This is a genomic window from Streptomyces sp. NPDC002181, assembly GCF_042890485.1.
In the GTDB taxonomy this organism is placed as follows: domain Bacteria; phylum Actinomycetota; class Actinomycetes; order Streptomycetales; family Streptomycetaceae; genus Streptomyces.
Genome location: NZ_JBIASC010000009.1, coordinates 86,891 through 111,667 on the forward strand (window position 1 = coordinate 86,891; position 24,777 = coordinate 111,667).

Annotated in this window: 21 protein-coding genes; 12 read left to right on the top strand and 9 right to left on the bottom strand. The window is 72.5% G+C overall.

From position 1 onward, the window contains the following. Positions 1–196: 196 nt before the first annotated feature. Positions 197–3,184 (top strand): bifunctional [glutamine synthetase] adenylyltransferase/[glutamine synthetase]-adenylyl-L-tyrosine phosphorylase, encoded by a 2,988-nt coding sequence (locus ACFYXV_RS22200; protein WP_385476512.1) that lies wholly within the window; start codon positions 197–199, stop codon positions 3,182–3,184. Between the two features lie 9 nt (positions 3,185–3,193). On the opposite strand, the gene ACFYXV_RS22205 is transcribed toward ACFYXV_RS22200, so the two are convergent. Both ACFYXV_RS22205 and ACFYXV_RS22210 read right to left on the bottom strand, forming a co-directional pair. Continuing rightward, positions 3,194–3,610, bottom strand: a complete 417-nt coding sequence (locus tag ACFYXV_RS22205) for a hypothetical protein (RefSeq protein WP_389383818.1) — start codon at positions 3,608–3,610, stop codon at positions 3,194–3,196. A gap of 51 nt (positions 3,611–3,661) precedes the next feature. After that, positions 3,662–4,504 (bottom strand): helix-turn-helix domain-containing protein, encoded by an 843-nt coding sequence (locus ACFYXV_RS22210; protein ID WP_389383819.1) that lies wholly within the window; start codon positions 4,502–4,504, stop codon positions 3,662–3,664. Positions 4,505–4,847: 343 nt separating this feature from the next. Between ACFYXV_RS22210 and ACFYXV_RS22215 the strand changes: the two genes are divergently transcribed. The 3 genes from ACFYXV_RS22215 to ACFYXV_RS22225 are packed head-to-tail and all read left to right on the top strand — an operon-like array spanning position 4,848 to position 7,113. Then, positions 4,848–5,696: a helix-turn-helix domain-containing protein gene (locus ACFYXV_RS22215; RefSeq protein WP_389383820.1), complete on the top strand. Its 849-nt coding sequence runs from the start codon at positions 4,848–4,850 to the stop codon at positions 5,694–5,696. Continuing rightward, complete coding sequence (locus ACFYXV_RS22220) at positions 5,693–5,950, top strand: DUF397 domain-containing protein (protein WP_389383821.1); 258 nt, start codon at positions 5,693–5,695, stop codon at positions 5,948–5,950. Before ACFYXV_RS22215 ends, ACFYXV_RS22220 begins: the two co-directional genes overlap by 4 nt. Then, complete coding sequence (locus tag ACFYXV_RS22225; protein WP_389383822.1) at positions 5,947–7,113, top strand: hypothetical protein; 1,167 nt, start codon at positions 5,947–5,949, stop codon at positions 7,111–7,113. The genes ACFYXV_RS22220 and ACFYXV_RS22225 overlap by 4 nt, the downstream gene beginning before the upstream one ends. A 12-nt stretch (positions 7,114–7,125) precedes the next feature. Here the strand turns inward: ACFYXV_RS22225 and ACFYXV_RS22230 are convergent, their stop codons facing one another. After that, positions 7,126–7,731 (bottom strand): TetR/AcrR family transcriptional regulator, encoded by a 606-nt coding sequence (locus ACFYXV_RS22230; RefSeq protein WP_385476496.1) that lies wholly within the window; start codon positions 7,729–7,731, stop codon positions 7,126–7,128. A 113-nt stretch (positions 7,732–7,844) separates the two neighbouring features. On the opposite strand from ACFYXV_RS22230, the gene ACFYXV_RS22235 reads away from it, so the two are divergent. Both ACFYXV_RS22235 and ACFYXV_RS22240 read left to right on the top strand, forming a co-directional pair. Continuing rightward, positions 7,845–9,470: an amino acid permease gene (locus ACFYXV_RS22235; protein WP_389383823.1), complete on the top strand. Its 1,626-nt coding sequence runs from the start codon at positions 7,845–7,847 to the stop codon at positions 9,468–9,470. Then, complete coding sequence (locus tag ACFYXV_RS22240; RefSeq protein ID WP_389383824.1) at positions 9,392–10,975, top strand: amidohydrolase; 1,584 nt, start codon at positions 9,392–9,394, stop codon at positions 10,973–10,975. The genes ACFYXV_RS22235 and ACFYXV_RS22240 overlap by 79 nt, the downstream gene beginning before the upstream one ends. A 27-nt stretch (positions 10,976–11,002) precedes the next feature. Here ACFYXV_RS22240 and ACFYXV_RS22245 read toward each other — a convergent pair whose 3' ends face one another. The 4 genes from ACFYXV_RS22245 to ACFYXV_RS22260 form a co-directional block, all read right to left on the bottom strand. Continuing rightward, entirely contained in the window at positions 11,003–11,899 is an 897-nt protein-coding gene (locus ACFYXV_RS22245) for an immunity 49 family protein (RefSeq protein ID WP_389383825.1), read from the bottom strand. 85 nt (positions 11,900–11,984) lie between these two features. Next, a complete protein-coding gene (locus ACFYXV_RS22250) occupies positions 11,985–12,875 on the bottom strand; it encodes a phosphatase PAP2 family protein (protein ID WP_385476485.1) in 891 nt (296 codons plus the stop codon). A 93-nt stretch (positions 12,876–12,968) separates the two neighbouring features. Then, entirely contained in the window at positions 12,969–14,000 is a 1,032-nt protein-coding gene (locus ACFYXV_RS22255) for a LacI family DNA-binding transcriptional regulator (RefSeq protein ID WP_385476482.1), read from the bottom strand. A 26-nt stretch (positions 14,001–14,026) separates the two neighbouring features. Continuing rightward, a complete protein-coding gene (locus tag ACFYXV_RS22260; protein WP_389383826.1) occupies positions 14,027–15,652 on the bottom strand; it encodes a glycoside hydrolase family 13 protein in 1,626 nt (541 codons plus the stop codon). A 222-nt stretch (positions 15,653–15,874) separates the two neighbouring features. Here ACFYXV_RS22260 and ACFYXV_RS22265 point away from each other — a divergent pair, with 222 nt between their 5' ends. The 5 genes from ACFYXV_RS22265 to ACFYXV_RS22285 all read left to right on the top strand — a co-directional run bounded on the left by ACFYXV_RS22265 (position 15,875) and on the right by ACFYXV_RS22285 (position 21,705). Beyond that, entirely contained in the window at positions 15,875–17,146 is a 1,272-nt protein-coding gene (locus ACFYXV_RS22265) for an extracellular solute-binding protein (protein ID WP_385476477.1), read from the top strand. An 8-nt stretch (positions 17,147–17,154) separates the two neighbouring features. Next, positions 17,155–18,183: a carbohydrate ABC transporter permease gene (locus ACFYXV_RS22270; RefSeq protein ID WP_385835991.1), complete on the top strand. Its 1,029-nt coding sequence runs from the start codon at positions 17,155–17,157 to the stop codon at positions 18,181–18,183. A 2-nt stretch (positions 18,184–18,185) separates the two neighbouring features. Then, positions 18,186–19,034: a sugar ABC transporter permease gene (locus ACFYXV_RS22275; RefSeq protein WP_383345580.1), complete on the top strand. Its 849-nt coding sequence runs from the start codon at positions 18,186–18,188 to the stop codon at positions 19,032–19,034. Between the two features lie 74 nt (positions 19,035–19,108). Beyond that, complete coding sequence (locus ACFYXV_RS22280; protein WP_385474737.1) at positions 19,109–20,701, top strand: glycoside hydrolase family 13 protein; 1,593 nt, start codon at positions 19,109–19,111, stop codon at positions 20,699–20,701. Next, a complete protein-coding gene (locus ACFYXV_RS22285; RefSeq protein WP_383345355.1) occupies positions 20,689–21,705 on the top strand; it encodes a LacI family DNA-binding transcriptional regulator in 1,017 nt (338 codons plus the stop codon). Before ACFYXV_RS22280 ends, ACFYXV_RS22285 begins: the two co-directional genes overlap by 13 nt. A gap of 65 nt (positions 21,706–21,770) precedes the next feature. On the opposite strand, the gene ACFYXV_RS22290 is transcribed toward ACFYXV_RS22285, so the two are convergent. Together ACFYXV_RS22290 and ACFYXV_RS22295 are read right to left on the bottom strand one after the other, a co-directional pair. Further along, complete coding sequence (locus tag ACFYXV_RS22290) at positions 21,771–22,022, bottom strand: hypothetical protein (protein WP_385474739.1); 252 nt, start codon at positions 22,020–22,022, stop codon at positions 21,771–21,773. 155 nt (positions 22,023–22,177) lie between these two features. After that, positions 22,178–22,744, bottom strand: a complete 567-nt coding sequence (locus tag ACFYXV_RS22295) for a hypothetical protein (protein WP_385474741.1) — start codon at positions 22,742–22,744, stop codon at positions 22,178–22,180. A 227-nt stretch (positions 22,745–22,971) separates the two neighbouring features. On the opposite strand from ACFYXV_RS22295, the gene ACFYXV_RS22300 reads away from it, so the two are divergent. Then, the gene (locus ACFYXV_RS22300; RefSeq protein WP_389383827.1) at positions 22,972–24,678 is read left to right on the top strand and encodes a carbohydrate-binding module family 20 domain-containing protein; all 1,707 of its coding nucleotides are present in this window, start codon (positions 22,972–22,974) and stop codon (positions 24,676–24,678) included. Positions 24,679–24,777 lie beyond the last annotated feature (99 nt).

Genomic DNA, 24,777 nt, shown 5'->3' on the forward strand with positions numbered 1-24,777 from the left:
GGGGGTCCTTCGACTGTCGGGCGGGAGCGGAGGTAAAGCGTCCGTATTTATGCAGATAATCCGATAATCGGGATCATGGTACGTGCCCGGTCGGGCCGGTGAGTCGAACGCCTGCTCCGGCTAGGCTCCCCCCAGGCCCTCACGGGCAGTGGCACAGGCAGCAGCAGCGACGGCGACGTACGCGGGAGGCGGCGGGATGACAGTCCCGGGACGCAGGAGCAGTACCTTCATGCGGCTGCTGCGCAGCGGCTTCACCGACCCCTCGGCCGCCGCCCGGCTGCTCGACTCCGACGCGCTGGCCTCCGTACGCACCGATCCGGTGCTCCTCGACGCCCTCGGGGCCACCGCCGATCCCGACCTCGCCCTCCTCGGGCTCGTACGGCTCGCCGAGGCGCAGAGCGAGGGCGAGCGGCCCGCACTCCTCGACACCCTCGTCAGCGCCAAGCCGCTGCGCGACCGCCTCCTCGGCGTGCTCGGCGCGTCCGAGGCGCTCGCCGACCACCTCGCCCGCCACCCCCGCGACTGGCACGCGCTCGTCACGTACGAGGCCGCCGACCTGCACCCCGGGCTCGCCGAGTTCGAACTGGGGCTCGCCCAGGCCCACGACCCCGTCGCCCTGCGCGTCGCCTACCGCCGCTGCCTGCTCTCCATCGCCGCCCGCGACGTCTGCGGCACCATCGACGTCGCCGAGACCGCCGCCGAGCTCGCCGACCTCGCCACCGCCACCCTGCGCGCCGCCCTGCGGATCGCCTCCGCGGCCGCCCCGGACGACGCCGCCGCCTGCCGGCTCGCCGTCATCGCCATGGGCAAGTGCGGGGGCAACGAGCTCAATTACGTCTCCGACGTCGACGTCATCTTCGTCGGCGAGACCGCCCCCGGCACCGACGAGGGCAAGGGCATCCAGGCCGCCACCCGCCTCGCCTCCCACCTCATGCGGATCTGCTCCGAGACCACCGTCGAGGGCACCATCTGGCCCGTCGACGCCAACCTGCGCCCCGAGGGCCGCAACGGCCCGCTCGTCCGCACCCTCGCCTCCCACCTCGCCTACTACCAGCGCTGGGCCAAGACCTGGGAGTTCCAGGCCCTCCTCAAGGCCCGCGCCGTCGCCGGAGACGCCGAACTCGGCGCCCAGTACATCGACGCCATAACGCCGCTGGTCTGGCACGCCGCCGAACGCGAGAACTTCGTCGCCGACGTCCAGAAGATGCGCCGCCGCGTCGTCGACAACATCCCCGCCGCCCAGGTCGACCGCGAGCTCAAGCTCGGCCCCGGCGGCCTGCGCGACGTCGAGTTCGCCGTCCAGCTGCTCCAGCTCGTCCACGGCCGCAGCGACGCCACCCTGCACTCCGGCTCCACCCTCGACGCCCTGCACGCCCTCGCCGCCGGCGGCTACGTCGGCCGCACCGACGCCGCCCAGCTGAACGACGCGTACCGCTTCCTGCGCGCCATGGAGCACCGCATCCAGCTGTACCGGCTGCGCCGCACCCACCTCGTCCCCGAGGACGAGGCCGACCTGCGCCGCCTCGGCCGTTCGCTGGGCCTGCGCACCGAACCCGTCGCCGAGCTCAACAAGGCCTGGCGCCGGCACGCCTCCGTGGTCCGGCGCCTGCACGAGAAGCTGTTCTACCGGCCGCTGCTCGACGCCGTCGCCCAGCTCGCCCCCGGCGAGACCAGGCTCTCCCCGCGCGCCGCCGGCCAGCGCCTCGAAGCCCTCGGCTACGCCGACCCGGCCTCGGCCCTGCGCCACCTCGAAGCCCTCGCCTCCGGCGTCACCCGCAAGGCCGCCATCCAGCGCACCCTGCTCCCGGTCATGCTCGGCTGGTTCGCCGACTCCGCCGACCCGGACGCCGGCCTGCTGAACTTCCGCAAGGTCTCCGACGCGCTCGGCAAGACCCCCTGGTACCTGCGGCTCCTGCGCGACGAGGGCGCCGCCGCCGAGAACCTCGCCCGCGTCCTGTCCGCCGGCCGGCTCGCCCCCGACCTGCTGATGCGCGCCCCCGAAGCCGTCGCCCTGCTCGGCGACCCCGGCGGGCTCTCCCCCCGCACCCACGAGGCCCTGGCGCAGGAGGTGCTCGCCGCCGTCGGCCGCGCCGACAGCGCGGAGGCCGGCGTCGCGGCCGCCCGCGGGGTCCGCCGCCGCGAGCTGTTCCGTACGGCCGCCGCCGACATCATCCGCTCGTACGGCACGGAGGACAGCCCGGCCGAGGAGGACGCCGGAGCCCTCGTCGACCGGGTCGGCGGCGCCGTCTCCGACCTCACCGCCGCCACCGTCGCCGGAGCGCTGCGCGCCGCCGTCCGCCACCACTGGGGCGAGACGCTGCCCACCCGCTTCGCGATCATCGGCGTGGGCCGCTTCGGCGGCCACGAGCTCGGCTACGGGTCCGACGCCGACGTCCTGTTCGTCCACGAACCCCGCGAGGGCGTCGACGAACAGGAGGCCGCGAAGGCCGCCCAGACCGTCATCGCCGAGATGCGCAGGCTGCTCCAACTCCCCACCGCCGACCCGCCGCTGCTCATCGACGCCGACCTGCGCCCGGAAGGCCGCTCGGGCCCCCTGGTCCGTACGCTGTCCTCGTACGCCGCGTACTACCGGCGCTGGTCCCTGACCTGGGAGAGCCAGGCCCTGCTGCGCGCCGAACCGGTCGCGGGCGACATCGAGCTCGGCGCCCGCTTCATCGAGCTGATCGACCCGCTGCGCTACCCGGCGGAGGGCCTCGGCGAGGACGCCGTACGGGAGATCCGCCGCCTGAAGGCCCGCATGGAGTCCGAACGCCTGCCGCGCGGCGCCGACCCCACGCTCCACACCAAGCTGGGCCGCGGCGGCCTCAGCGACGTCGAGTGGACCGTCCAGCTGATCCAGATGCAACACGCCTGGTCCGAACCGGGCCTGCGCACCACCCGGACCCGCGAGGCCCTGGCCGCCGCGCACGCGGCCGGGCTGATCCCGACCGAGGAGGCGCAGATCCTGGACGAGGCCTGGGTGCTCGCCACCCGGGTCCGCAACGCGGTGATGCTGGTCCGGGGCCGCGCCGGGGACACCTTCCCCTCGGAGGCCCGCGAACTGGCGGCGGTGGGCCGCTACCTGGGCTACGCGGAGGGCACGGCCGGCGAACTGCTCGACGACTACCGCCGCATCACCCGCCGCGCGCGGGCGGTGGTGGACGACCTCTTCTACGGGGCGTGACGCCCGGGGCTAGTGCACGGGCGGGTAGTAGGGCTCGGGCTGCGGCCGGTTCTGGCAGTTGGCGTTGTTCCATTCGCGCTGGTAGGCCCGGTCGTACCCGATCTTGAAGCCGCTCTGCTTGGCGCTCGACACCTCGTTGGGGTTGGGCACCCACAGCGGGTAGTTCTTCGGGCGGCACTGGCGTCCGTCGTCGGCGCCGCGGGCTTCGCCCTGCCGGAGGCCCTCGCAGCGGGCGCGGGCCTTCTGGTCCGTGGAGACGTGTCCCGTGGAGTAGTCCCAGACCGTGCCGTCCAGCTTGCACAGGGTCGCGGTCGGTGCGACGGAGACCTGGCCGGACGGGGGCTGCGCCGCGGCAGCGCCCGGTCCGAGGGTGAGCGCGGCCGAGAGTGCAAGTCCTGTCAGGGCGAACAGCGGTGAGTAGCGCATGACGTGCCTCCCCATCCAGTTCACTCCTGCTGGCGGGGCCCCGCCACTCGGCTACGCCGCGTGTGAGTCGGCGGGTGGGCAGTCGCGGCAGCGGCCCGGGACGGGGGAGCGGAAGGCGCGCTCGCAGCCGTCGCAGGTGCGCAGGGGGTGGATCTCGCGGTCGGGCGGTACGGGGCGGGCCGCACCGGGGTCGGGCAGCCGGGGCGGGAGCAGTTCCCGCAGGCGGTGGGCGAGCAGCGCGGCCGGGGAGTGGATGGCTGTCAGCGGCAGCGAACGCGTCAGCGCGGCGGCGACGGCGCTCGCGGTCACCCCGCGCTCCAGCCACACCGCCGCGGCGGGCGCCAGCCGTACGGTGTCCCGCTCGGACAGGACCAGTCGGGGATCCCGCAGCCGCAGCCGGGCCAGCAGCTCGCGGGCCTGGAGCTCGGCCTCGGAGACGGTGTCCGGGGCGGGGTCCGGCTCCGGTTCGGGGTCCGGTTCGGGGTCTGGCTCGGGAGCCGGCTTCCGCTCGGCCGCGGTGGGCTCGGTGCGCCGCTCGCGCGCCGCCGCCGCCATCGCGGGCGGGTTGTTGTACGAGACGGTGCAGGTCACGATCCGGCCGGTGGGGAGCCGCTCGTGGTAGCGGGCCAGGTAGCCGTGCTCCTCCAGCTCGCGCAGGGTGGCCGCGATGCGGACTTCCCCCTCGGGGAAGCGTTCGGCGAGGGCCTTGATGGTGACCTTCGCGCCCGGCGGGAGGGACTGGATGTGCGTGGCCAGACCGATCGCGCCCATGCTCAACTCGCGGTGCTGGGCGAGGTGGTTGCCGATCTTGACGTAGCCGCGGTGGTGATCGTGATTGATGTGCCGGATGCCCGACGAGACGCGCGAGGGCGCGCTAAACTGCTGATCAGCCATGGAAGGGTAGATGCCTTCTCTTGGTCAGGCCCTCGGTCGGGATTGGCGTCCCGTACGAGGGCCGAATTGCGTTTATGGGGTTGTCGGGGGTTAGCGTGCCCGACGGATTGGCATATGCGCCAGTCGGGTTGGGGTGATTCACCCGTCCGAGTGAGAGGGGAGGGGGAGGTGAGGAGAGGTCATTTCCCCCGGTTGTTTGTCTTTAGGTGTCGAGCGTCACCGGCTATCGCCCCACCGGAGCGTGGAAACCTCGATCCGGCGAAATCGGACTTTCCGATTCCCGTGCCTGGACGTGTGCATCCGTGCTTAGCCTGAAGGGAGTTGCAGGCCAACGGAGGTGGCAGTGAGCGCAGAGGGCACCGACGAGTCGAGCTGGGCACTCGATCCGGAGGACGAATCCGGGGCGGTCGTCGCGGCGGTGGGACGCCAGTTGAAAATGTGGCGGGAAGCAGCCGGACTTGACCGATCCGCTTTCGCTGAACGGATGGGTTACGGGTCGGACCTGACCCGCAAGATCGAGAGCGGCATCCGAATTCCGCGCCCGGAGTACCTGGACAAGGCGGACGAGGTTCTCGGTGCGGGCGGGAAGATCGCCGCGATGAAGGTGGACGTCGAAAAGGCCCGCTATCCCAAGAAGGTTCGGGATCTTGCCAAGTTGGAATCCGAGGCGGTGGAGATCGGGTCCTACGACAACGGCGTGGTCCCGGGCTTGCTTCAGACCGAGGAGTACATCCGTGCCCTGTACGCGGTGAGGCGCCCGGCCTACTCGGAGGATCAGGTCGAGCGGCTGGTCGCGGCGAGGGTGGCGCGCCACGACATCCTCCGGCGACATCCGGCCCCGTTGCTGACCGTCGTACAGGAGGAGGCTGTTCTCCGACGGCCCGTCGGGGGCAAGATGGTGCTGCGCCGCCAACTGGAGCACCTGCTGGAGGTCGGCCAGTTGCGCAACGTGGAGATCCAGGTGATGCCCACCGCAGTCGAGGAGCACGCAGGCCTCGCCGGATCCCTCACGGTCATGCGCCTCAAGGACGGAACGACAGTCGGGCACAACGAAGTTCAGCTGGTCAGCCGCTTGATCACTGAACCCAAAGAGGTCCAGGTCCTGGACATGCGCTATGGCATGATCCGAGCACAGGCTCTGACGCCTCGCGAATCTCTGACGTTCATCGAGAAGGTACTGGGGGAGACATGAGTATCAAGCCGTCGGCTGAGGGCCTCTCCGCATTGATGTGGGTCAAGAGCAGCTACAGCACCAACGACGGACCCAACTGCGTCGAAGTCGCCTGGACCAAGAGCAGCTACAGCACTGCCGACGGGGCCGACTGCATCGAGGTCGCCCGGACCCCCGGCACCGTCCTCGTCCGGGACTCCAAGCGGCCCGACGGCGGCCGGCTGGCCGTCGCCCCGGCCGCCTGGGTCGGGTTCGTCACTCACGCCACCGCGTGAGAAGCACGGGTTCGGCCGTCAAGGCCGTCGTCCGCTACCGGCGGCCGGATCCGGAGTGCTGGGCGGTCGTGGTCAGGGCGGCCTGCAACCCCCTCGGCAGCAGCTGGGACGCGGCCAAGGCGGTGGCCCAGGCCGGCCCCGCCGTCTCCGGGCACGCCGACCGGCTGGCCAGGGCCCTCGCCACGCGGCTCGGGAACGTCGAGGAGCTCGCGGTCGCCCTCGCCGGTACGGGGGACCTCCGCGCGCTGCCCGCCCTCCGGCGCATCGCGGAGGGCGAAGGGGTCCCGTTCCACGTCCCCTGGGTCTCGCACCTGGCCGCGCTGCCCGCCGCGGAACTGCTCCCGACGATGCGGGCGGTGCTGCGCCGGGCTCCGGCGAAGTACCACGCGAGCACCGCCGCCCTCGAACTCCTCGCGCTCTGGGGCCCGGCCGCCGCGCCCGCCGTACCCGAGGCGGTCCCGTACCTGGAGAGCCCGTACGCCTACGGCGCCCTGCGCGCCCTGGGCCGGATCGGCCCGGCGGCGGCGGGAGCGGCGGACCGGCTGGCCGACTTCGCCACCGGCCGCGCCCCGCGGGCCGCCCGCCACCATCCGCGGCTGGCCGCCTGGGCGCACTGGAGGGCCACCGGCGACCCGGCGCTCGCCCTCGAAGTGTGCGGGGCGGCCGTGCGGTCCGGGACCGCCAGCAACGGCCTGCCCTTCCTCGCCGACCTCGGACCCCTGGCCGCTGCCCACGCGGACACCGTGCGCGGCCTGATGGAATCGCCCGGGCCGTGGACCCGCGTCGCCGCGGCCCACGCGTACGCGCGGATCACCGGTGACCCGGAGCCCGCCGTGGCGGTGCTGCTGGCCGAGGTGGACCCCGACTGGACCGGGAACCCCGCCCTGCCGACCCGCGAGGCCGTCCGCCGGCTCGGCGGGATCGGCGCGCCCGCTGCCGCCGCGGCGCCCCTGCTGCGCCGGATCCTGGCGGCGCAGGAGCGGCTGAGCCACCCGTACGAGCTCGTCCGGATCATGGCCGACGAGGCCTACGTCCGCACCCTCACCGAGGCCCTCGAACGGATCGGCCCGAGCGCGGACGGCCCGGCGCCGGAGCCCTTGCCCGCCGCCCGGCGCGGGGTGCTGGAGCGTTGGCTGGGCCCGCGCGCAGCGCGCACCCGCTGACCGGCCGACCCCTCAGCCCGCTTCGCCCCGCAGGGACCGCGCGTACGTCAGGAACGCGGCCAGGCCCACGTCGAAGGCGGCGTCCGCGCGGCCCGGACCCACGGCCTCCAGGGCGTCCGCGAGCAGCGGGGTGTCGGGCGACGGCTCCCACATGGCCTCGGGGGCGGCCAGGTCCAGGGCCGATCCGAGGACCAGGTTCTCCAGCGCCGTCAACAGCGGCATGACCCGGTCGCGGGTGAACCCCGCGGCCAGCAGCATGCCGACCGCCCGCTCGTACTGCGCCAGCACCCGCGGGGCCCGCACCGGCGTGGTCATCAGCAGCGGGATGGCCCGCGGCGAGGCCGCGAAGGCGGCCCGGTACGAGCGCGCCCAGGCCTCCAGGGCCCGGTCCCACGGCTCCAGGTCCAGCGTTTCGCCGGCGATCCGGTCGCATACGAGCTCCCGCACCAGCTCCACCACCCCCGCCCGGCCGTCCACGTGGTGATACACCGACGCCGTCTGCACGCCGAGCTCCCGGGCGATCTGCGGGACGCTGAACTCGCCCTGCTCCTCGACGAGTTGCAGGGCGGTCGCGGCGATCCGCTCCCGGTCGAGGAGGGGGGTGTGCGGCCGTGCCATCGGTTTTCTCCCGCCGTGAGGTCTTCCCGTACGCCAAAACCGGAGGCTACATTGCCGCGAACCGAAGAACCGAAAGCCTTTAGGTTTAGGTCTCCCGAAGGGTGCACTGCCGCATGCCCGAAACGCCGGAACCGCCGACCGACGGACCCGCCCTGCGCCGCGCGGCGCTCGGCACCGCCGACATCTCCTTCTTCGTCGTCTCCGCCGCCGCCCCCCTCACCGTCATGGCCGGGGTGGCCCCCGTCGCGATCCTGCTCGGCGGGATCGGCGCGCCCGCCGGGTACCTCCTCGCCGGGCTCACCCTCGCCGTGTTCGCCGTCGGGTTCACCACCATGAGCCGCCACGTCCGCAGCGGCGGCGCCTTCTACGCGTACATCACCCGCGGCCTCGGCAAACGCGTCGGCATCGGCGCCGCCCTGCTCGCCCTCGTCGGCTACAACGGCATGGAGATCGGGGTCTACGGACTCCTCGGCACCACCACCGCCGACACCGCGCACGCCCTCGGAGGCTTCGATGTCCCCTGGCTCCCCGTCTCCCTCGCCGGCCTCGCCCTCATCTGGTACGGCGGCTTCCGCTCGATCGACTTCGGGGCCAAGGTGCTCGGCGTCCTCCTGGTCGCCGAGACCGGGATACTCGTCCTGCTCGCGGCCGGAGTGCTGATCAAGGGCGGCGCCCACGGGCTCTCCGCCGGCTCCTTCGCCCCCGGCGCGGTCCTCGTCCCCGGCACCGCCGCCGTCCTCGCCTTCGCCTTCGCCGCGTTCACCGGCTTCGAGTCCACCGTCATCTACCGCCGCGAGGCCCGCGACCCCGACCGGACCATCCCGCGCGCCACCTACATCGCCGTCGCCTTCCTCGGCCTCTTCTACGCCTTCGTCGTCTGGACCGTCATCCAGGCCTTCGGCGCCGAGGAGGTCCTCGCGGCCGCCGCCGAGGACCCCGGCGGCCTCTTCTTCGCCGCGATCACCACGTACGTCGGCCCCTGGGCGGCCGACCTCATGCACCTGTTCATCGTCACCAGCGTCATCGCCTCCCTCCTCGCCTTCCACAACGCCATCAACCGCTACGCGCTCGCCCTCGCCGAGGAGGGCGTACTGCCCGCCGCCCTCGGCCGGGTCCACCCGCGCCACCGCTCTCCGTACCTCGCCGGACTCGCCCAGACCGCCCTCGGCGCCGTCATCGTGCTCGCCTTCGCGCTCGCCGGGGCCGACCCGTACCAGCAGCTGCTGCTCTGGGTGAACACGCCCGGCATGATCGGCCTCATGGCGCTGATGCTGCTCGCCGCGATCGCCGTACCCGTCTACTTCCGGCGCACCGCGCACACCGAGGGCCCCTGGCGGACCGTGGTCGCGCCGGTCGCCGCCGCCGTGCTGCTGGCCGTCGCGATCTGCCTCGTCGTCTCCAAGGTGGGCCTGTTCACCACGGCCTCCACCACCGTGAACACCGTCCTCGTCGCCCTCGTCCCCGCCGTGTTCCTGGCCGGGCTCGCGCTCGCGCAGCGCCTGAAGACCCGCCGCCCGGAGGTCTACGCCCGGTTCGCCGCCGAGCCGACCGGGCCCGCAACCGACGTACCCGCAACCGACGTGCCCGCAACCGACGTGCCCGCACCCGACGTGCCCGCACCCGGCGTGCCCGCACCCGACGTACCCGAAGGAGAAGAGCCGTGCCCGCTGCCGACACCGTCCTCACCGGAGCCCGCGTCCGCACCCTCGACCCCGCCCGCCCCGAGGCCCGCGCGGTAGCCGTCCGCGGCGGCGAGGTCCTCGCCGTGGGCGACGAGGCCGACGTACGCGACTGGCGCGGCCCCGCCACCGAGGTGCTCGACCTCGGCGGCGCCACCCTCACCCCCGGGCTGACCGACGCCCACAGCCACCCCGTCTGGGGCATCGAGATGGCCACCGGCACCGACCTCTCGGCCGTCCGCGACCTCGACCGGCTCCGGGCCGCCCTGCGCACCGCGCCCCGCCCCGGGGGCTGGGTCCTCGGCCACGGCCTCGACCACAACGCCTTCGGCGGCCGTCCCGTCGACAAGACGCTGATCGAGGAGGCCTTGAACGGCGCACCCGCCTTCCTGCGCCTGTACGACGGCCACTCCGCGCTCGCCTCCGGCGCGGCCCTGACCGCCGCGGGCATCACCGGCCCGCGCACCTTCGACCAGCGCTCGGAGATCGTCTGCGATCCGGACGGCCGCCCGACGGGGCACCTCGTCGAGCACGCCGCGATGTCCCTGGTCGGCGCCCTCGCCCCCAAGCCCTCGGCCGCCGAGCGGCGCACCCGGCTCACCGCCCTGCTCGGCGAGATGGCCGCCACCGGCCTCACCGGCGCCCACGTCATGGACCTCGGCGACGGCGACGTACCGGCCCTGCTCGCGGGCGTCGAATACGACGGCGACCTGCCCCTGCGCCTGAAGCTCGCGCCCTGGTGCATGCCGGGCGCCACCGCACAGGACCTGACCGAGCTGATCGGACTCCAGGGCGTGCGCGGCCGCCACTGGCAGGTCGGCGGCGTCAAGTTCTTCATGGACGGCACCGTCGAGGGCGGCACCGCCTGGCTGGAGCACGCCGACTGCCACGGCCGCGGCACCGACGCCTTCTGGCCCGATCCCGAGGCCTACTCGGCGGCCGTACGGACCCTCGACGCGGCCGGGGTGCGCACCGCGACCCACGCCATCGGCGACGCGGCCGTCCGCCACGTCCTGGACACGGTGGCCTCGCTGGGCGAGCAGGCCCGGATGCGGCACCGGATCGAGCACATCGAGACCGTCCCCGACGACCAGCTGAAGCGGTTCGCGCAGCTCGGGGTGATCGCCTCGATGCAGCCGCCGCACACCGCGTACACCCGGGCCGACCACAGTGACGAGTGGTCGAAGCGGCTGGGCGCGGACCGGGCGGCCCGGGCCTGGCGCTGCCGGGACCTGCGCGAGGCGGGGGCCGTGCTGGCCCTGGGCTCGGACTGGCCCATCGCCCACCACGACGCCCGCCGGGTGCTGGCCATCGCCCGCAGCCCCCTGGGCGCGGCCGCCGCCGGGCCCGCCCTGACCGGGCTGATGGCCCTGGAGGGCATGACCTCGCACGCGGCGCTCGCGGCGGGGGAGCAGCGGGTGGCGGGCCGCATCGCGCCCGGCTACCGGGCGGACCTGACGGCCTTCGCCCTCGACCCGGTGGACACGGCCCCCGACGAGCTGGCCGAGGCCCCGATCCGGCTCACGATGTCGGGCGGCCGGATCACGTACGACGCAAACGCCTGAGGGGTGTCCGGCTGACACCCCCGGGCCTCAGGCGTGCAGGAGGCTCTGCGGGAGGTAGGCGGAGGTGACGCCGAGCCGCCAGCCGTGGACCTGGACGGCGAGCGCGGCCACGGCGATCGTGCCGGCCGGGAAGAGGGAGCGGGCGGGAGCGTCGGGGCCCGCGCCCTCGCGGAGGCCGGCGAGGTTCCCGGCCAGGGCGCGCTCGAAGGCCGGCTGGTCGTCGTCGAGGAGGACGCGCAGCAGCCGCTGGTCCGCAGTGAGCGCACCGAAGCCGTCCAGCCGGCGGGCGGCCTCCGCACGCTCGGCGGCGTCGGGCTTGCGCAGGGTCGCGTCCGGCCAGTCACGCGGCAGGTGCCCGGCCGCCGGTGTGAGGTAGAGGCACAGGGCGTCCATCTCGGCGAGCTCGGCCGGGTCGGAGTGCGAATCGAGCGGCGAGTACGGCACGCCGTCGCGCAGGGCGGGTGCGTAGTCGTTCCGCAGCAGCAGCCCGATCACCCGGTCCCGCTCCCGGACCACCCCGCAGGCCACGGACAGCGCGAAGGCGTCCAGCCAGGTCCGGGCCGTGGGCGCCTGGTCGACGGCGTCGCCGAAGGAGAGGTCCATGCTGCTGAGCTCCTCGTGGAGGAGGGGGAACGGCACCTCGAAGTCGCCGTTCGGGAAGCAGCCGAGGGAGAGCTCCCCGAGGGCGCATTCGGCGGCCGTCAGCAGCGCACGGCGTGCGACGGCTCCGGTCAGCCCGGGGTCCGCCAGCGTCCGTGCGCCGACATGGTCGAGGAGGTCGTCACGGGTCTCGTGGAGCCCCTTCAGGGACAGCCCGCCGCCGTACCGCAGCCTGTACCAATGGTCGTAGGCCCGCCCCGGGACGTCCTCCAGGGCCTCGGTTATCCGGTGCTCGCCCACCTCGTGCCGCTCCACGTCCCGCACGCCGCCTCCTTGATCGTTCCTACTGGCGACGCGCACGCTAACAACACGCACTGACATCGCCCGACCAGGGCGGCCCAGGCCGTGTCTAGGCTTTGCGGAACCGGTTCAGCAGGGCGGCCGTCGCCGGGTGCGGGCCGGTGGCCTCCGGCTCGCGCGGCAGCCGGTGCGGCAGCGAGCCGTACCAGGCCCGCGAGACCGTGTAGCCGAACGCGAGGCAGAGCATGCCGCCCGCGGCGTCCAGCCAGAAGTGGTTGGCGGTGGCCACGATGACCACGAGGGTGGCCACCGGGTAGAGCAGGCCCAGGATCCGGGCCCACGGGGCGGAGGCGACCGCGAAGATCGTCAGTCCGCACCAGAGCGACCACCCTATGTGCATCGAGGGCATGGCCGCGTACTGGTTCGACATGTGCTTGAGGTTGCCGGAGGCCATCGAGCCCCAGGTGTGGTGGACCAGCACCGTGTCCACGAAGTCCTGCCCGTTCATCAGCCGGGGCGGCGCGAGCGGGAAGAAGTAGTAGCCGAGCAGGGCCACGCCCGTGGTGGCGAAGAGGACCAGCCGCGTCGCCGCGTAACGCCCCGGATGGAAGCGGTAGATCCACACCAGGACACCGATGGTCACGATGAAGTGGAGCGTGGCGTAGTAGTAGTTCATGCCGACGATCAGCCACGTCACCGAGTTGACGGCGTGGTTGACCGAGTGCTCCACGGCGATGCCGAGGGTGCGTTCGAGGTCCCACAGCCAGTCGGCGTTCGCGAGGGCGGCCGCCTTCTGCTCGGGCACCGCGTTGCGGATGAGCGAGTAGGTCCAGTAGCTGACCCCGATGAGCAGGATCTCGAACCAGATCCGGGGCCGGCGCGGAGCCCGCAGCCGCGGCAGGAGAGCGCGCTGCGCCCCCGGACGGGCCTCGTCCCCGGTCACGTGGGGCGACGACACTTCCGTCCGGGTTTCCAGTGTCTTCACGCTCGATTCACCCATGGGGAAAGAGTCTGCCAGATGGCCTCTCGCCTTCGATCATCCCTCCGGACGGTCTCTGGCGCAGCCGCTCACCCCTGGGGAGTAGACGGTCCCCTACGTTGCCCTGCGCTGCTGCGGACCGGAGGCGGTGGATCCGCGGACCACCAGCTCGGGGAGGAAGACGAACTCGCTGTGCGGGGCCGGCGTACCGCCGATCTCCTCCAGGAGCGTGCGGACCGCCGCCTGTCCCATGGCCTGCACCGGCTGCCGGATGGTGGTCAGCGGCGGATCGGTGAACGCTATGAGGGGGGAGTCGTCGAAGCCGACGACCGATACGTCCTGCGGCACCCGCAGCCCCTGCTGCCGGGCCGCCCGGATCGCCCCGAGCGCCATCATGTCGCTGGCGCACACGATGGCGGTGCAGCCGCGCGAGATGAGCGCCGCCGCCGCGGCCTGCCCGCCCTCCAGGGTGTACAGGGAGTGCTGGACGAGCTCCTCCACCTCGGCCTCGTCGAGGCCGAGCCGCTCCTTCATCCCGAGCCGGAAGCCCTCGATCTTGCGCAGTACGGGCACGAACCGCTTGGGCCCGACCGCGAGCCCGATGCGGGTGTGCCCGAGCGCGGTCAGGTGGGTCACGGCGAGCTGCATCGCGGCGCGGTCGTCGGGGGAGACGAAGGGGGCCTGCACCTTGTCGGAGAACCCGTTGATGAGGACGTACGGGACGCCCTGCCCGCGGAGTTGGTCGTAGCGGCCCATGTCGGCGGTGGTGTCGGCGTGCAGCCCGGAGACGAAGATGATCCCGGAGACCCCGCGGTCGACCAGCATCTCGGTGAGCTCGTCCTCGGTGGACCCGCCGGGGGTCTGCGTGGCCAGGACCGGGGTGTACCCCTGCCGGGTCAGCGCCTGGCCGATGACCTGCGCGAGCGCCGGGAAGATGGGGTTGTCCAGCTCGGGGGTTATCAGGCCGACGAGCCCCGCGCTGCGCTGGCGCAGCTTGACCGGGCGCTCGTAGCCGAGCACGTCGAGCGCGGCCAGCACCGATTCACGGGTGCCGGCGGCCACACCGGGCTTGCCGTTGAGCACGCGGCTGACTGTGGCTTCGCTGACCCCCGCCTGGGCTGCGATGTCGGCTAGCCGTGCGGTCACGGGATTGGACTGTACCGGTCCCCGGCTCACAACGCCCACCACGTGCACGAATCCGGTGGCAGCAGCACGGTCCGGCCGTCGGTCTCCACCGGCGCGCTGGAGAGTACGGGACGACCCGGCGCGGGGAGTTCGAGCGGCTCGGAGCGGCTGTTGAGGGTGCAGGCGAACCCGGGCCGGGTGAAGAGGAGCACGCCCTCGGGCGCGGACAGCCAGGTCAGCCGGCCCGCGTCGGGGGAGCCGAGGCCGGGCAGCGCGCGGCGCAGCTCCAGCGCGGCCCGGTACAGCTCCAGGGTGGAGTGGGGGTCGCCGGTCTGGGCGGCGACGCTGAGCGGGCCCCAGTCGGCGGGCTGCGGGAGCCAGCTGCCGGCCGGCCCGAACCCGTACGGGGGCCGCTCGCCGGACCAGGGCAGCGGGATCCGGCAGCCGTCGCGCAGCCCGTCCTGCCCGGCGGAGCGCAGGAAGGCCGGGTCCTGGCGCACGGCGTCGGGGAGGTCGCCGACCTCGGGCAGGCCGAGCTCCTCGCCCTGGTAGAGGTACGCCGATCCGGGCAGGGCGAGCATCAGCAGCGCGGCGGCCCGGGCGCGGGCCAGGCCCTGGGCGCCACCCCCGTACCGGGTCACATGGCGTACGACGTCGTGGTTGGACAGCACCCAGGTGGTGGGGGCGCCGACGGAGGCCGTGGCCGCCAGGGACTCGTCGATGACGGTCCGCATCGCGGGGGTGTCCCAGGGACAGTTCAGGAAGCGGAAGTTGAAGGCCTGGTGCAGCTCGTCGGGCCGCACGTACAGGGCGAGCCGCTCGGAGGTCGGCGCCCAGGCCTCGGCGACCCCGATGCGGGGGCCCTCGTAGGAGTCGAGCAGCCGCCGCCAGGAGCGGTGGATCTCGTGCACGCCGTCCTGGTCGAAGAAGGGGAGCGGCTCGGTGCCGATCAAGGTGGCCTGGGCGCCGCGGCCGATGTCGGGCATGCCGGGCGCCTTGACCATGCCGTGGGCCACGTCGATGCGGAACCCGTCGACGCCGAGGTCGAGCCAGAAGCGCAGGACGGAGGAGAACTCCTCCGCCACCTCGGGGTGCTCCCAGTTCAGATCGGGCTGCTCGGGGGCGAAGAGGTGCAGGTACCAGGCCCCGTCGGGGGTGCGGGTCCAGGCGGGGCCGCCGAAGACGGACTCCCAGTCGTTGGGCGGGAGCTCCCCGCCGGGCCCGCGGCCGGGGCGGAAGTGGTAGCGGTCCCGGGCCCGGGCCGCGGGGTCGGCGAGGGCCTCGCGGAACCAGGCGTGCCGCTCGGAGGTGTGGTTGGGCACCACGTCCACGATGACCCGCAGGCCCAGCGCGTGGGCGGACCGGACGAGCTCGTCTGCGTCGGACAGGTCCCCGAAGAGGGGGTCGACGGCCCGGTAGTCGGCGACGTCGTATCCGCCGTCGGCCTGCGGGGAGACGTAGAAGGGGGTGAGCCACACGGCGTCGACCCCGAGCCGGGCCAGGTGGGGCAGGCGGGCGCGCACCCCCTGGAGGTCTCCGATGCCGTCGCCGTCGCTGTCCGCGAAGGAGCGTACGTACACCTGATAGATGACGGCATCGCGCCACCAGCCGCCGCTTGCGGCGACCTTGCTGGAAGCGCTTGCAAGCCGGGAGGCGGTCAGCTCATGGGTCATATAGGGGTCAACGCGCGCACATGCCCCCTGGTTGCGGGCCTGGTGCCCCGAAGGAAGTTCGAACAACCAGCAAGCGGCGGCAACCGTCAGGACACACGGATGTAACGATCGGCCCAGCTTGCAGAAAATTGCCGCAAGCTCTTTCGGTCGGCTTTCAGGCTTGTTACGTTCCCTGCAACTCGGGACCGCGAGGGCGCGGCCGGGATCATCGAAGGAGTTCATATGCGGCGTGGCATAGCGGCCACCGCGCTGGTCGCGACCCTGGCGCTCGCGGCGACGGCTTGCGGCGGTGACGACAAGGGCGGCGACGAGACCAAGGCCGGCGGGGAGCTCTCCGGCACGGTCACGTGGTGGGACACCTCGAACGACGCCGAGAAGGCCAGCTTCCAGAAGATCGCCGAGGCGTTCACCGCGAAGCACCCGAAGGTCACCGTCAAGTACGTCAACGTCCCGTACGGCGACGCGCAGAACAAGGTCAAGAACGCCTTCAGCAGCGGTTCCGAAGCCCCTGACGTGATCCGCGCCGACGTCGGCTGGGTCGCCGACTTCGCCTCGCTCGGCTACCTCGACGAGGTCCCGGCCGAGACGGTGAAGAAGGTCGACGCCGAGTTCCTGCCGCAGGCCGCGGCCAGCGGCAAGTACGAGGGCAAGACCTACGCCGTCCCGCAGGTCATCGACACCCTCGGCCTCTTCTACAACAAGAAGATGCTCGCCGACGCCGGCGTCCAGCCCCCCAAGACCCTGGAGGAGCTGAAGACCGCCTCCGCCGCGATCAAGGCGAAGACCGGCAAGGCCGGCCTCTACCTGCGCGGCGACGACTCGTACTGGTTCCTGCCGCTCATCTACGGCGAGGGCGGCGACCTCGTCGACGCGAAGACCAAGACGGTCACCGTCGACAACCCGGCCGGCGTCAAGGCGTTCAAGACCGCCCGCGACCTGGTCACCTCGGGCGCGGCGATCACCAACGCGACCGACGGCTGGACCAACATGCAGACCGCCTTCAAGTCGGGCGAGGCCGCGATGATGATCAACGGTCCGTGGGCCGTCGCCGACACCTACGCCGGCGACCAGTTCAAGGACAAGGCCAACCTCGGCGTCGCCGCCGTCCCGGCCGGCTCCGCCAAGGCCGGCGCCCCGCAGGGCGGCCACGACCTCGCCGTCTACGCCGGTTCGAAGAACCGCGCCGCCGCGCACGCCTTCGTCGAGTACATGACCTCGCAGGACGTGCAGGTGCAGTCCACCAAGGACCTCAGCCTGCTCCCGACCCGGACGGCCGCCTACGAGCAGCCGGACGTCAAGGCCAGCGAGATGGTCCAGTTCTTCAAGCCGGCCGTGGACAAGGCCGTCGAGCGCGCCTGGATCCCGGAGAACGGCTCCCTCTTCGAGCCGCTGAAGGTCGAATACACCAAGGCGATCACCGGGGCGTCGAGCCCGGAGGATGCGGCCAAGGCGACCGGCGCCGAGTTCCGCAAGATCCTCAAGGGTTGGAAGTAGTAGAGAAGATGGCTGCTGACACCAGCCAGTCGGTGGCGACGGCCGCGGGCGGCGACGGGGAGAACCCCGTCGCGGCCCGCGGCCGGAGCCGCAGGACTGACAGCGCGAAGCGAGGTGGCCTGGGGCGCGCCCTGGCCACCCACTGGTACGCCTGGGCCATGATCGCCCCGGTGGTGCTCGTCCTCGGTGTGATCATCGGCTGGCCGCTCGCCCGCGGCATCTACCTGTCGCTGACCGACGCCAACGAGCGCAACGTCGGCCGTACGATCGGCGCCAACCACATCGAGGCCACGTACAAGTTCGTCGGCCTCGACAACTACGCCGACGTCCTGGCCGACCCGGTGTTCCTGCAGCGGCTGGTGTGGACGGTGGTGTGGACCGTCCTGTGCGTGTCGATCACCTTCACGCTCGGGCTGGCCCTGGCCAACATGCTCAACCGGGACTTCCGGGGCCGCGCCGCCTACCGGATGGCGCTCATCCTGCCCTGGGCCGTCCCCGGCTTCGTCTCCGTCTTCGCCTGGCGGTTCCTGTTCAACCGCGACAGCGGCATCCTGAACAAGATCCTCGACGGGGGCGGCATTTCGGCGGTCCCGTGGCTCGACGACCCGACGTGGGCGAAGTTCTCGGTCGTCGCCGTCAACGTCTGGCTGGGCGTCCCCTTCATGATGGTCGCCCTGCTCGGCGGTCTGCAGTCGATCCCCGGCGAGCTGTACGAGGCCGCCGAGATGGACGGGGCCACGGCCTGGCAGCGGTTCCGGCACATCACCCTGCCCGGGCTGCGGGCGGTGAGCATGACCGTGATCCTGCTCTCCACCATCTGGACCTTCAACATGTTCCCGGTGATCTTCCTGCTGACGCGGGGCGGACCGGGCGACTCCACGGAGATCCTGGTGACCCAGGCCTTCCGGGAGGCGTTCGTGGCCAGCCCGCGCGATTTCGCGGGGTCCGCCACCTGGGGCGTGCTCATCCTCGCCCTGCTCATGATCTTCGCGCTGGTCTACCGGCGCTCGCTGCGCAAGCAGGGAGAGGTGTGGTGACCGTGACGACCCCGCGCACACGCATCAGGGGGCAGCGCTCCCCGCTCGCCTCCGCAGGACTGCACGTCACCCTGATCGTGGCGTCCGTGATCGCCGTCTTCCCGGTGCTGTGGGTCCTGCTGACCTCGATCAAGCCCGCGAAGCACGCGATCTCCACGGACTTCGTGAAGGAACCGACCCTGGAGAACTACCGCTACCTGGTGGAGTCGACCTCCTTCTTCACCTGGTTCGGCAACTCCGTGCTGGTGGCCGGCATCACCACCGTCCTCGGCGTGTTCATCGCCGCCACGACCGGCTACGCCGTCAGCCGGTTCAAGTTCCCCGGCATGAAGCCGCTGATGTGGACCCTGCTCATCACGCAGATGTTCCCGATGGCCATCCTGATCGTCCCGCTCTACAACCTCATGGGACAGCTGGGACTGCTCAACCAGCCGCTCGGGCTGATCATCACGTACCTCACCATCGCCGTGCCCTTCTGCGCCTGGATGATGAAGGGGTTCTTCGACACCATCCCGGTCGAGATCGACGAATCCGGCCGCGTCGACGGGCTCAACCCCTTCGGCACCTTCTGGCGCCTGATCCTGCCGCTGGCCAAGCCGGGCCTCGCCGTCACCGGCTTCTACTCGTTCATCACCGCCTGGGGCGAGGTCGCGTACGCCTCCGCCTTCATGGTCGGCGACGAACACCTCACCCTCGCCGGGGGCCTGCAGACCTTCGTCACGCAGTACACCTCCAACTGGGGTGCGATGAGCGCCGCCTCGGTCCTCATCGCCATCCCGGCGGCCATCTTCTTCCTCTTCGCCCAGCGTCACCTCGTCGCCGGGATGACGGCAGGCGCGACCAAGGGCTGACCCCCTCCCGCGACCCAGGGCCGACCACCCTGCCTGCCCCCTCTCACCCCCGGCCCGATCTCTTCAAGGACGACATGACCCAGCACCTCGCCGAAACGATCTCCACCCGGACCGGCAGCCCCCTGCCCGGCTGGTGGAGAGAAGCGGTGATCTACCAGGTCTATCCGCGCAGCTTCGCCGACTCCAACGGAGACGGCATGGGGGACCTCGAAGGCATCCGCAGCCGACTGCCGTACCTGAAGGAGCTGGGCGTCGACGCCGTCTGGCTCAGCCCCTTCTACGCCTCCCCGCAGGCCGACGCCGGCTACGACGTCGCCGACTACCGGGCCATCGACCCCATGTTCGGCACCCTGCACGACGCCGACGCCGTGATCCGCGAAGCCCACGGGCTGGGCCTGCGCATCATCGTGGACCTCGTCCCGAACCACTGCTCCGACCAGCACGAATGGTTCAAGCAGGCGCTGCGGGAGGGCCCCGGCACCCCGCTGCGCGAGCGCTTCCACTTCCGGCCGGGACAGGGGGCCGACGGGGAGCTGCCGCCCAACGACTGGGAGTCGATCTTCGGCGGTCCGGCGTGGACCCGGGTGGCCGACGGGGAGTGGTACCTGCACCTCTTCGCCCCCGAGCAGCCGGACTTCAACTGGGAACACCCCGCCGTCCAGGACGAATTCCGCTCCGTGCTCCGGTTCTGGCTCGACCTCGGCGTCGACGGCTTCCGCATCGACGTCGCCCACGGCCTCGTCAAGGCCCCCGGCCTGCCCGACCTCGGCCGCGACGAGCAGCTCAAGCTGCTCGGCAACCAGGTGCTGCCCTTCTTCGACCAGGACGGGGTCCACGAGATCTACCGCTCCTGGCGGAAGGTGCTCGACGAGTACGCGGGCGACCGCATCGGCGTCGCCGAGGCCTGGACCCCGAGCGCGGACCGGACGGCCCTCTACCTGCGCCACGACGAGCTGCACCAGGCCTTCAACTTCCACTACCTGACCACCGGCTGGGACGCGGCCGCGCTGCGCACCGCCATCGACGACTCGCTCGACTCGATGCGCCCGGTGGGGGCGCCGACCACGTGGGTGCTCTCCAACCACGACGTCGTACGCCACCGCACCCGCTTCGGCAGCCTGGAGCGGGCGCGCGCTGCCGCGCTGCTGATGCTGGCGCTGCCGGGGTCGGCGTACGTCTACCAGGGCGAGGAGCTCGGCCTGCCGGAGGTGACGGACCTGCCGGACGAGGTGCGCCAGGACCCCTCCTTCTTCAAGGCGAACGGCCAGGACGGGCTGCGCGACGGCTGCCGCGTGCCCATCCCGTGGTCGGGCGACCGGGCCCCGTACGGCTTCGGCGACGGCGGCAGCTGGCTGCCGCAGCCGGCCGAGTGGGCCGGTCTGAGCGTCGAGGCCCAGACGGGCGACCCGGACTCCACCCTGGAGCTGTACCGGGCGGCGCTGCGGATCCGCCGGGACCACGCCGACCTGGGCGCGGGTGACGCGGTGGAATGGCTGGAGGCGCCGGAGGGCGTACTGGCGTTCCGGCGCGGGGACTTCGTCTGCACGGCCAACACGACGGGGGAGCCGGTACGGATGCCCGCGCCGGGGACGCTGCTGCTGGCGAGCGGCGAGGTGACGGACCCGGGGGTCCTCGGGGCCGACACGGCGGTGTGGTGGCAGGGGTGACCTCCCCGCTCCGGCTGACGGACATCGCCGCGCAGGCCGAGGTCAGCGAGGCGACGGTCAGCCGTGTGCTCAACGGCAAGGCGGGCGTGGCGGCCGGCACCCGGCACCGGGTGCTGGCCGCCATGGACCTGCTGGGCTACGAGCGCCCGGTCCGTCTGCGCCGCCGCAGCAACGGGCTGGTCGGACTGCTGATCCCCGAGCTGACGAACCCCATCTTCCCGGCGTTCGCGCAGGTCATCGAGCAGGCGCTGGCGGGCCACGGCTACACGCCGGTGCTGTGCACGCAGACGCCGGGCGGGGCCACGGAGGACGAGCTGGTGGAGCAGCTGGAGGAGCGGGGGGTCACGGGGATCGTCTTCCTGTCGGGCCTGCACGCGGACGCGTCGCTGGACCCGTCCCGCTACCACCGGCTGTCCTCGCGCGGCATCCCCTTCGTCCTCATCAACGGCTTCAACGAGCACGTCAACGCCCCGTTCATCTCGCCGGACGACCGTGCGGCGGCGGACATGGCGGTACGTCACCTCGCGGACCTGGGCCACCGGCGCATCGGTCTGGCGATAGGTCCGACCCGGTACGTTCCGTCGGCCCGCAAGGAGGCGGGGTTCAAGGCGGCGCTGCCGTCGGCCGAGGCGGACGGCCTGATCCAGCGGACGCTGTTCACGGTGGAGGGGGGCCACGCGGCGGGCGGCGCCCTGCTGGACCGCGGCTGCACGGGCATCGTGTGCGGCAGCGACCCGATGGCGCTCGGCGTGATCCGCGCGGCGAGGGAGCGGGGCCTGAGGGTCCCCGAGGACGTCTCGGTGGTCGGCTTCGACGACTCCCCGCTGATCGCCTTCACGGACCCGCCGCTGACGACGGTCCGCCAGCCGGTCCGCGCGATGGCGAACGCGGCGGTGGGTGCGCTCCTGGAAGCGGTGGCCGGCACCCCGGTCCAGCGCACGGAGTACGTCTTCCAGCCGGAACTGGTGGTCAGGGGCTCGACGGCCCAGGTTCCCGAGGAGTAGGCCGTGAACGCCGCGGGGGCGGCCGACGTCACCGTCGGTCCGCCCCCGCGGTGCCGGCCGCGGGATCAGGCGCCGAGGTGGTGGCCCTTCAGCCACTCGTTCTCGCTGCTCTTCTCGCAGGACGAGTTGAAGACCGGGCCGGCGAACGCGGGCAGGTTGTGCGGCACCGCGGCGAACGTGGAGCAGTTCGACGACTTGGCCGAGTGGCCGCCGCCGAAGTAGTCGATGTCGACCCCGTCGGCCAGGGCGGCGCCGGCCCCGCCGAGCAGGATGCCGGCAGCCAGGACGGACGCGGTGACAGCGGAACGAATGCGCATGACTCCCCTAAGGATCATCGGAAGGACGCGCTGTTCGGTCCGCGCGTCGGCCGGTCCAACCGTCCGCGAGGGCTGTCGGGAACGGGTGTTCACTCCAATGCCCGCAGCTGTATCGTTTCGACACTCTGCGCCCCGTTTCGCGCCCCCCTGGTCGCTCAGGGGTTGCGCGGCCCGCGAGCGATGACCGGGGGGCCGCCCTCGCCGCCCCCGACGCCCCCGACGCCGTCCGGCAGGACGACGAGGAACCGCCACCGGCCGTCCTCGACGACGGCCAGTCCGGTGGCCGCGGCCGCCGCGAGCGCCTCGGCGGCGGGCCCGGCGCCTTCGGTCAGCTCGTCGAGACGGGCGTGGAACCCGGTCAGGTGCGCGGAGGGGCCGTTGATCCACGACCGCACCGCCGCGCCCCGGCGGAGGGCTGCCAGCAGCTCCTCGCGGACCCGGCCCTCGGCGGCCGACTCGACCCGCTCGTGAAGGCGTTCCTGGACGCACGGCTCCGTCGGAGCGTCCTTCGCCGCCCGGCGACACCGCCGGCATGACTGCAGGGCGTCGGGCTCGAACAGGTGGAGATACCAGGTGAGGCAGCGGGCCGCTATCCCGCAGAGCGTCCCGCGCCCGCCACCGGCGTGCTCGACCCCGGGAGCGCCCCTCACCTCGCAGGCCCCGAACCGGGCCGCCACCCGCGCCGTCGCGAACGACCAGCCGTCGTTCCGTTCATCGATCACGCAGGGAGCATGCCACCAGCGGCCGGTCGGCCCGCGACCGGGCCGTGACCGCTTCGCCGGCCGGCTCGGGGACGTGCGGCGGTGCCAACGGGCCTACGCGGCCCGCCCGAACGGCAGGACACGCCCCGGAAACAATTCTGCAATCTCTTGCGCAAACTCTTGCAGGCCTCTTACCTGGCCCCTACGGTCGCTGCAATCCCCACCTCTCCCGCCAGGAGGCCCCCCGCATGCCTGCCAGAGCCGTCAGAGCTGCAACTCTTTTCACCGCCACCGCACTTGCCGCGGCCGCCCTCACCGGCCCGGCACCGCAGGCCGCCGCCGCGGCGCCCGGGAGCAAGGACGTCACCGCCGTCCTCTTCGAGTGGCGCTTCGACTCCGTCGCCAAGGCCTGCACCGATGCCCTCGGGCCCGCCGGATACGGGTACGTCCAGGTCTCGCCGCCCCAGGAGCACATCCAGGGCCCCCAGTGGTGGACCTCGTACCAGCCCGTCAGCTACAAGATCGCCGGGCGGCTCGGCGACCGCGCCGCCTTCAAGGCCATGGTCGACACCTGCCACGCCGCCGGGGTGAAGGTCGTCGCCGACTCCGTCATCAACCACATGGCCGCCGGCGACGGCGTGGGGACCGGGGGGTCCTCGTACACGAAGTACGGGTACCCCGGGATCTATTCGGGCTCCGACATGGACGACTGCCGCGCCACGATCTCCAACTACCAGGACCGGGCCAACGTCCAGAACTGCGAACTCGTCCAGCTCGCCGACCTCGACACCGGTGAGGACCACGTGCGGGGGCGGATCGCCGGGTACCTCAACGACCTGCTGTCGCTGGGCGTCGACGGCCTGCGGATCGACGCCGCCAAGCACATGCCCGCCGCCGACCTCGCCGACATCAAGTCCCGGCTGACGAATCCCTCCGTCTACTGGAAGCAGGAGGCGATATACGGGGCCGGCGAAGCCGTCTCGCCCTCCGAGTACCTCGGCAACGGCGACGTGCAGGAGTTCCGCTACGCCCGCGACCTCAAGCGCGTCTTCCAGAGCGAGAACCTCGCCTACCTGAAGAACTTCGGCGAGGCCTGGGGATACATGCCGAGCGGGCAGGCCGGGGTGTTCGTCGACAACCACGACACCGAGCGGGGCGGCGACACCCTCAACTACAAGGACGGCTCCGCCTACACCCTCGCGAGCGTCTTCATGCTGGCCTGGCCGTACGGATCCCCCGACGTGCACTCCGGGTACGAGTGGACCGACAAGGACGCCGGCCCGCCGAACGGCGGCACCGTGAACGGCTGTTACTCAGACGGGTGGAAGTGCCAGCACGCCTGGCGGGAGATCTCCTCCATGGTCGCCTTCCGCAACGCCGCCCGCGGCCAGGCCGTCACCGACTGGTGGGACGACGGCGCCGACCGGATCGCCTTCGGGCGCGGGGCCAAGGCGTACGTCGCGATCAACCACGAGAGCGCGGCCCTCACCCGCACCTTCCAGAGCTCGCTCCCGGCCGGCGACTACTGCGACGTCCAGAGCGGGCGCACCGTGAACGTGAACTCCGGCGGGCAGTTCACCGCCACCCTCGGGGCCGGTACGGCCCTCGCCCTGCACGTTGGCGCCCGTACCTGCGCCGGCGGGACCACGCCCCCGCCGGCGGCCGCGGGCGCCTCGTTCGCCGTCAACGCCACCACCGCCGTCGGACAGGACATCTACGTCACCGGGGACCGCGCCGAGCTCGGCGGCTGGAACACCGCGAGCGCCCTCAAGCTGGACCCGGCGGCGTACCCCGTCTGGAAGCTGGACGTCTCCCTCCCGGCCGGGACCGCGTTCTCGTACAAGTACGTGCGCAAGGACGCCGCCGGGAACGTCACCTGGGAGAGCGGAGCCAACCGCACCGCGACCGTTCCGGCGAGCGGCAAGGCCGTGCTGAACGACACCTGGCGCAACTGAACCACCGCACCGCACCGCACCGCACCGCACCACGCCACACCCCGCAGACCAGGGCCGCCCGGTTTCCACCCCGCCATCCGCCGGGCGGCCCTCATCCCG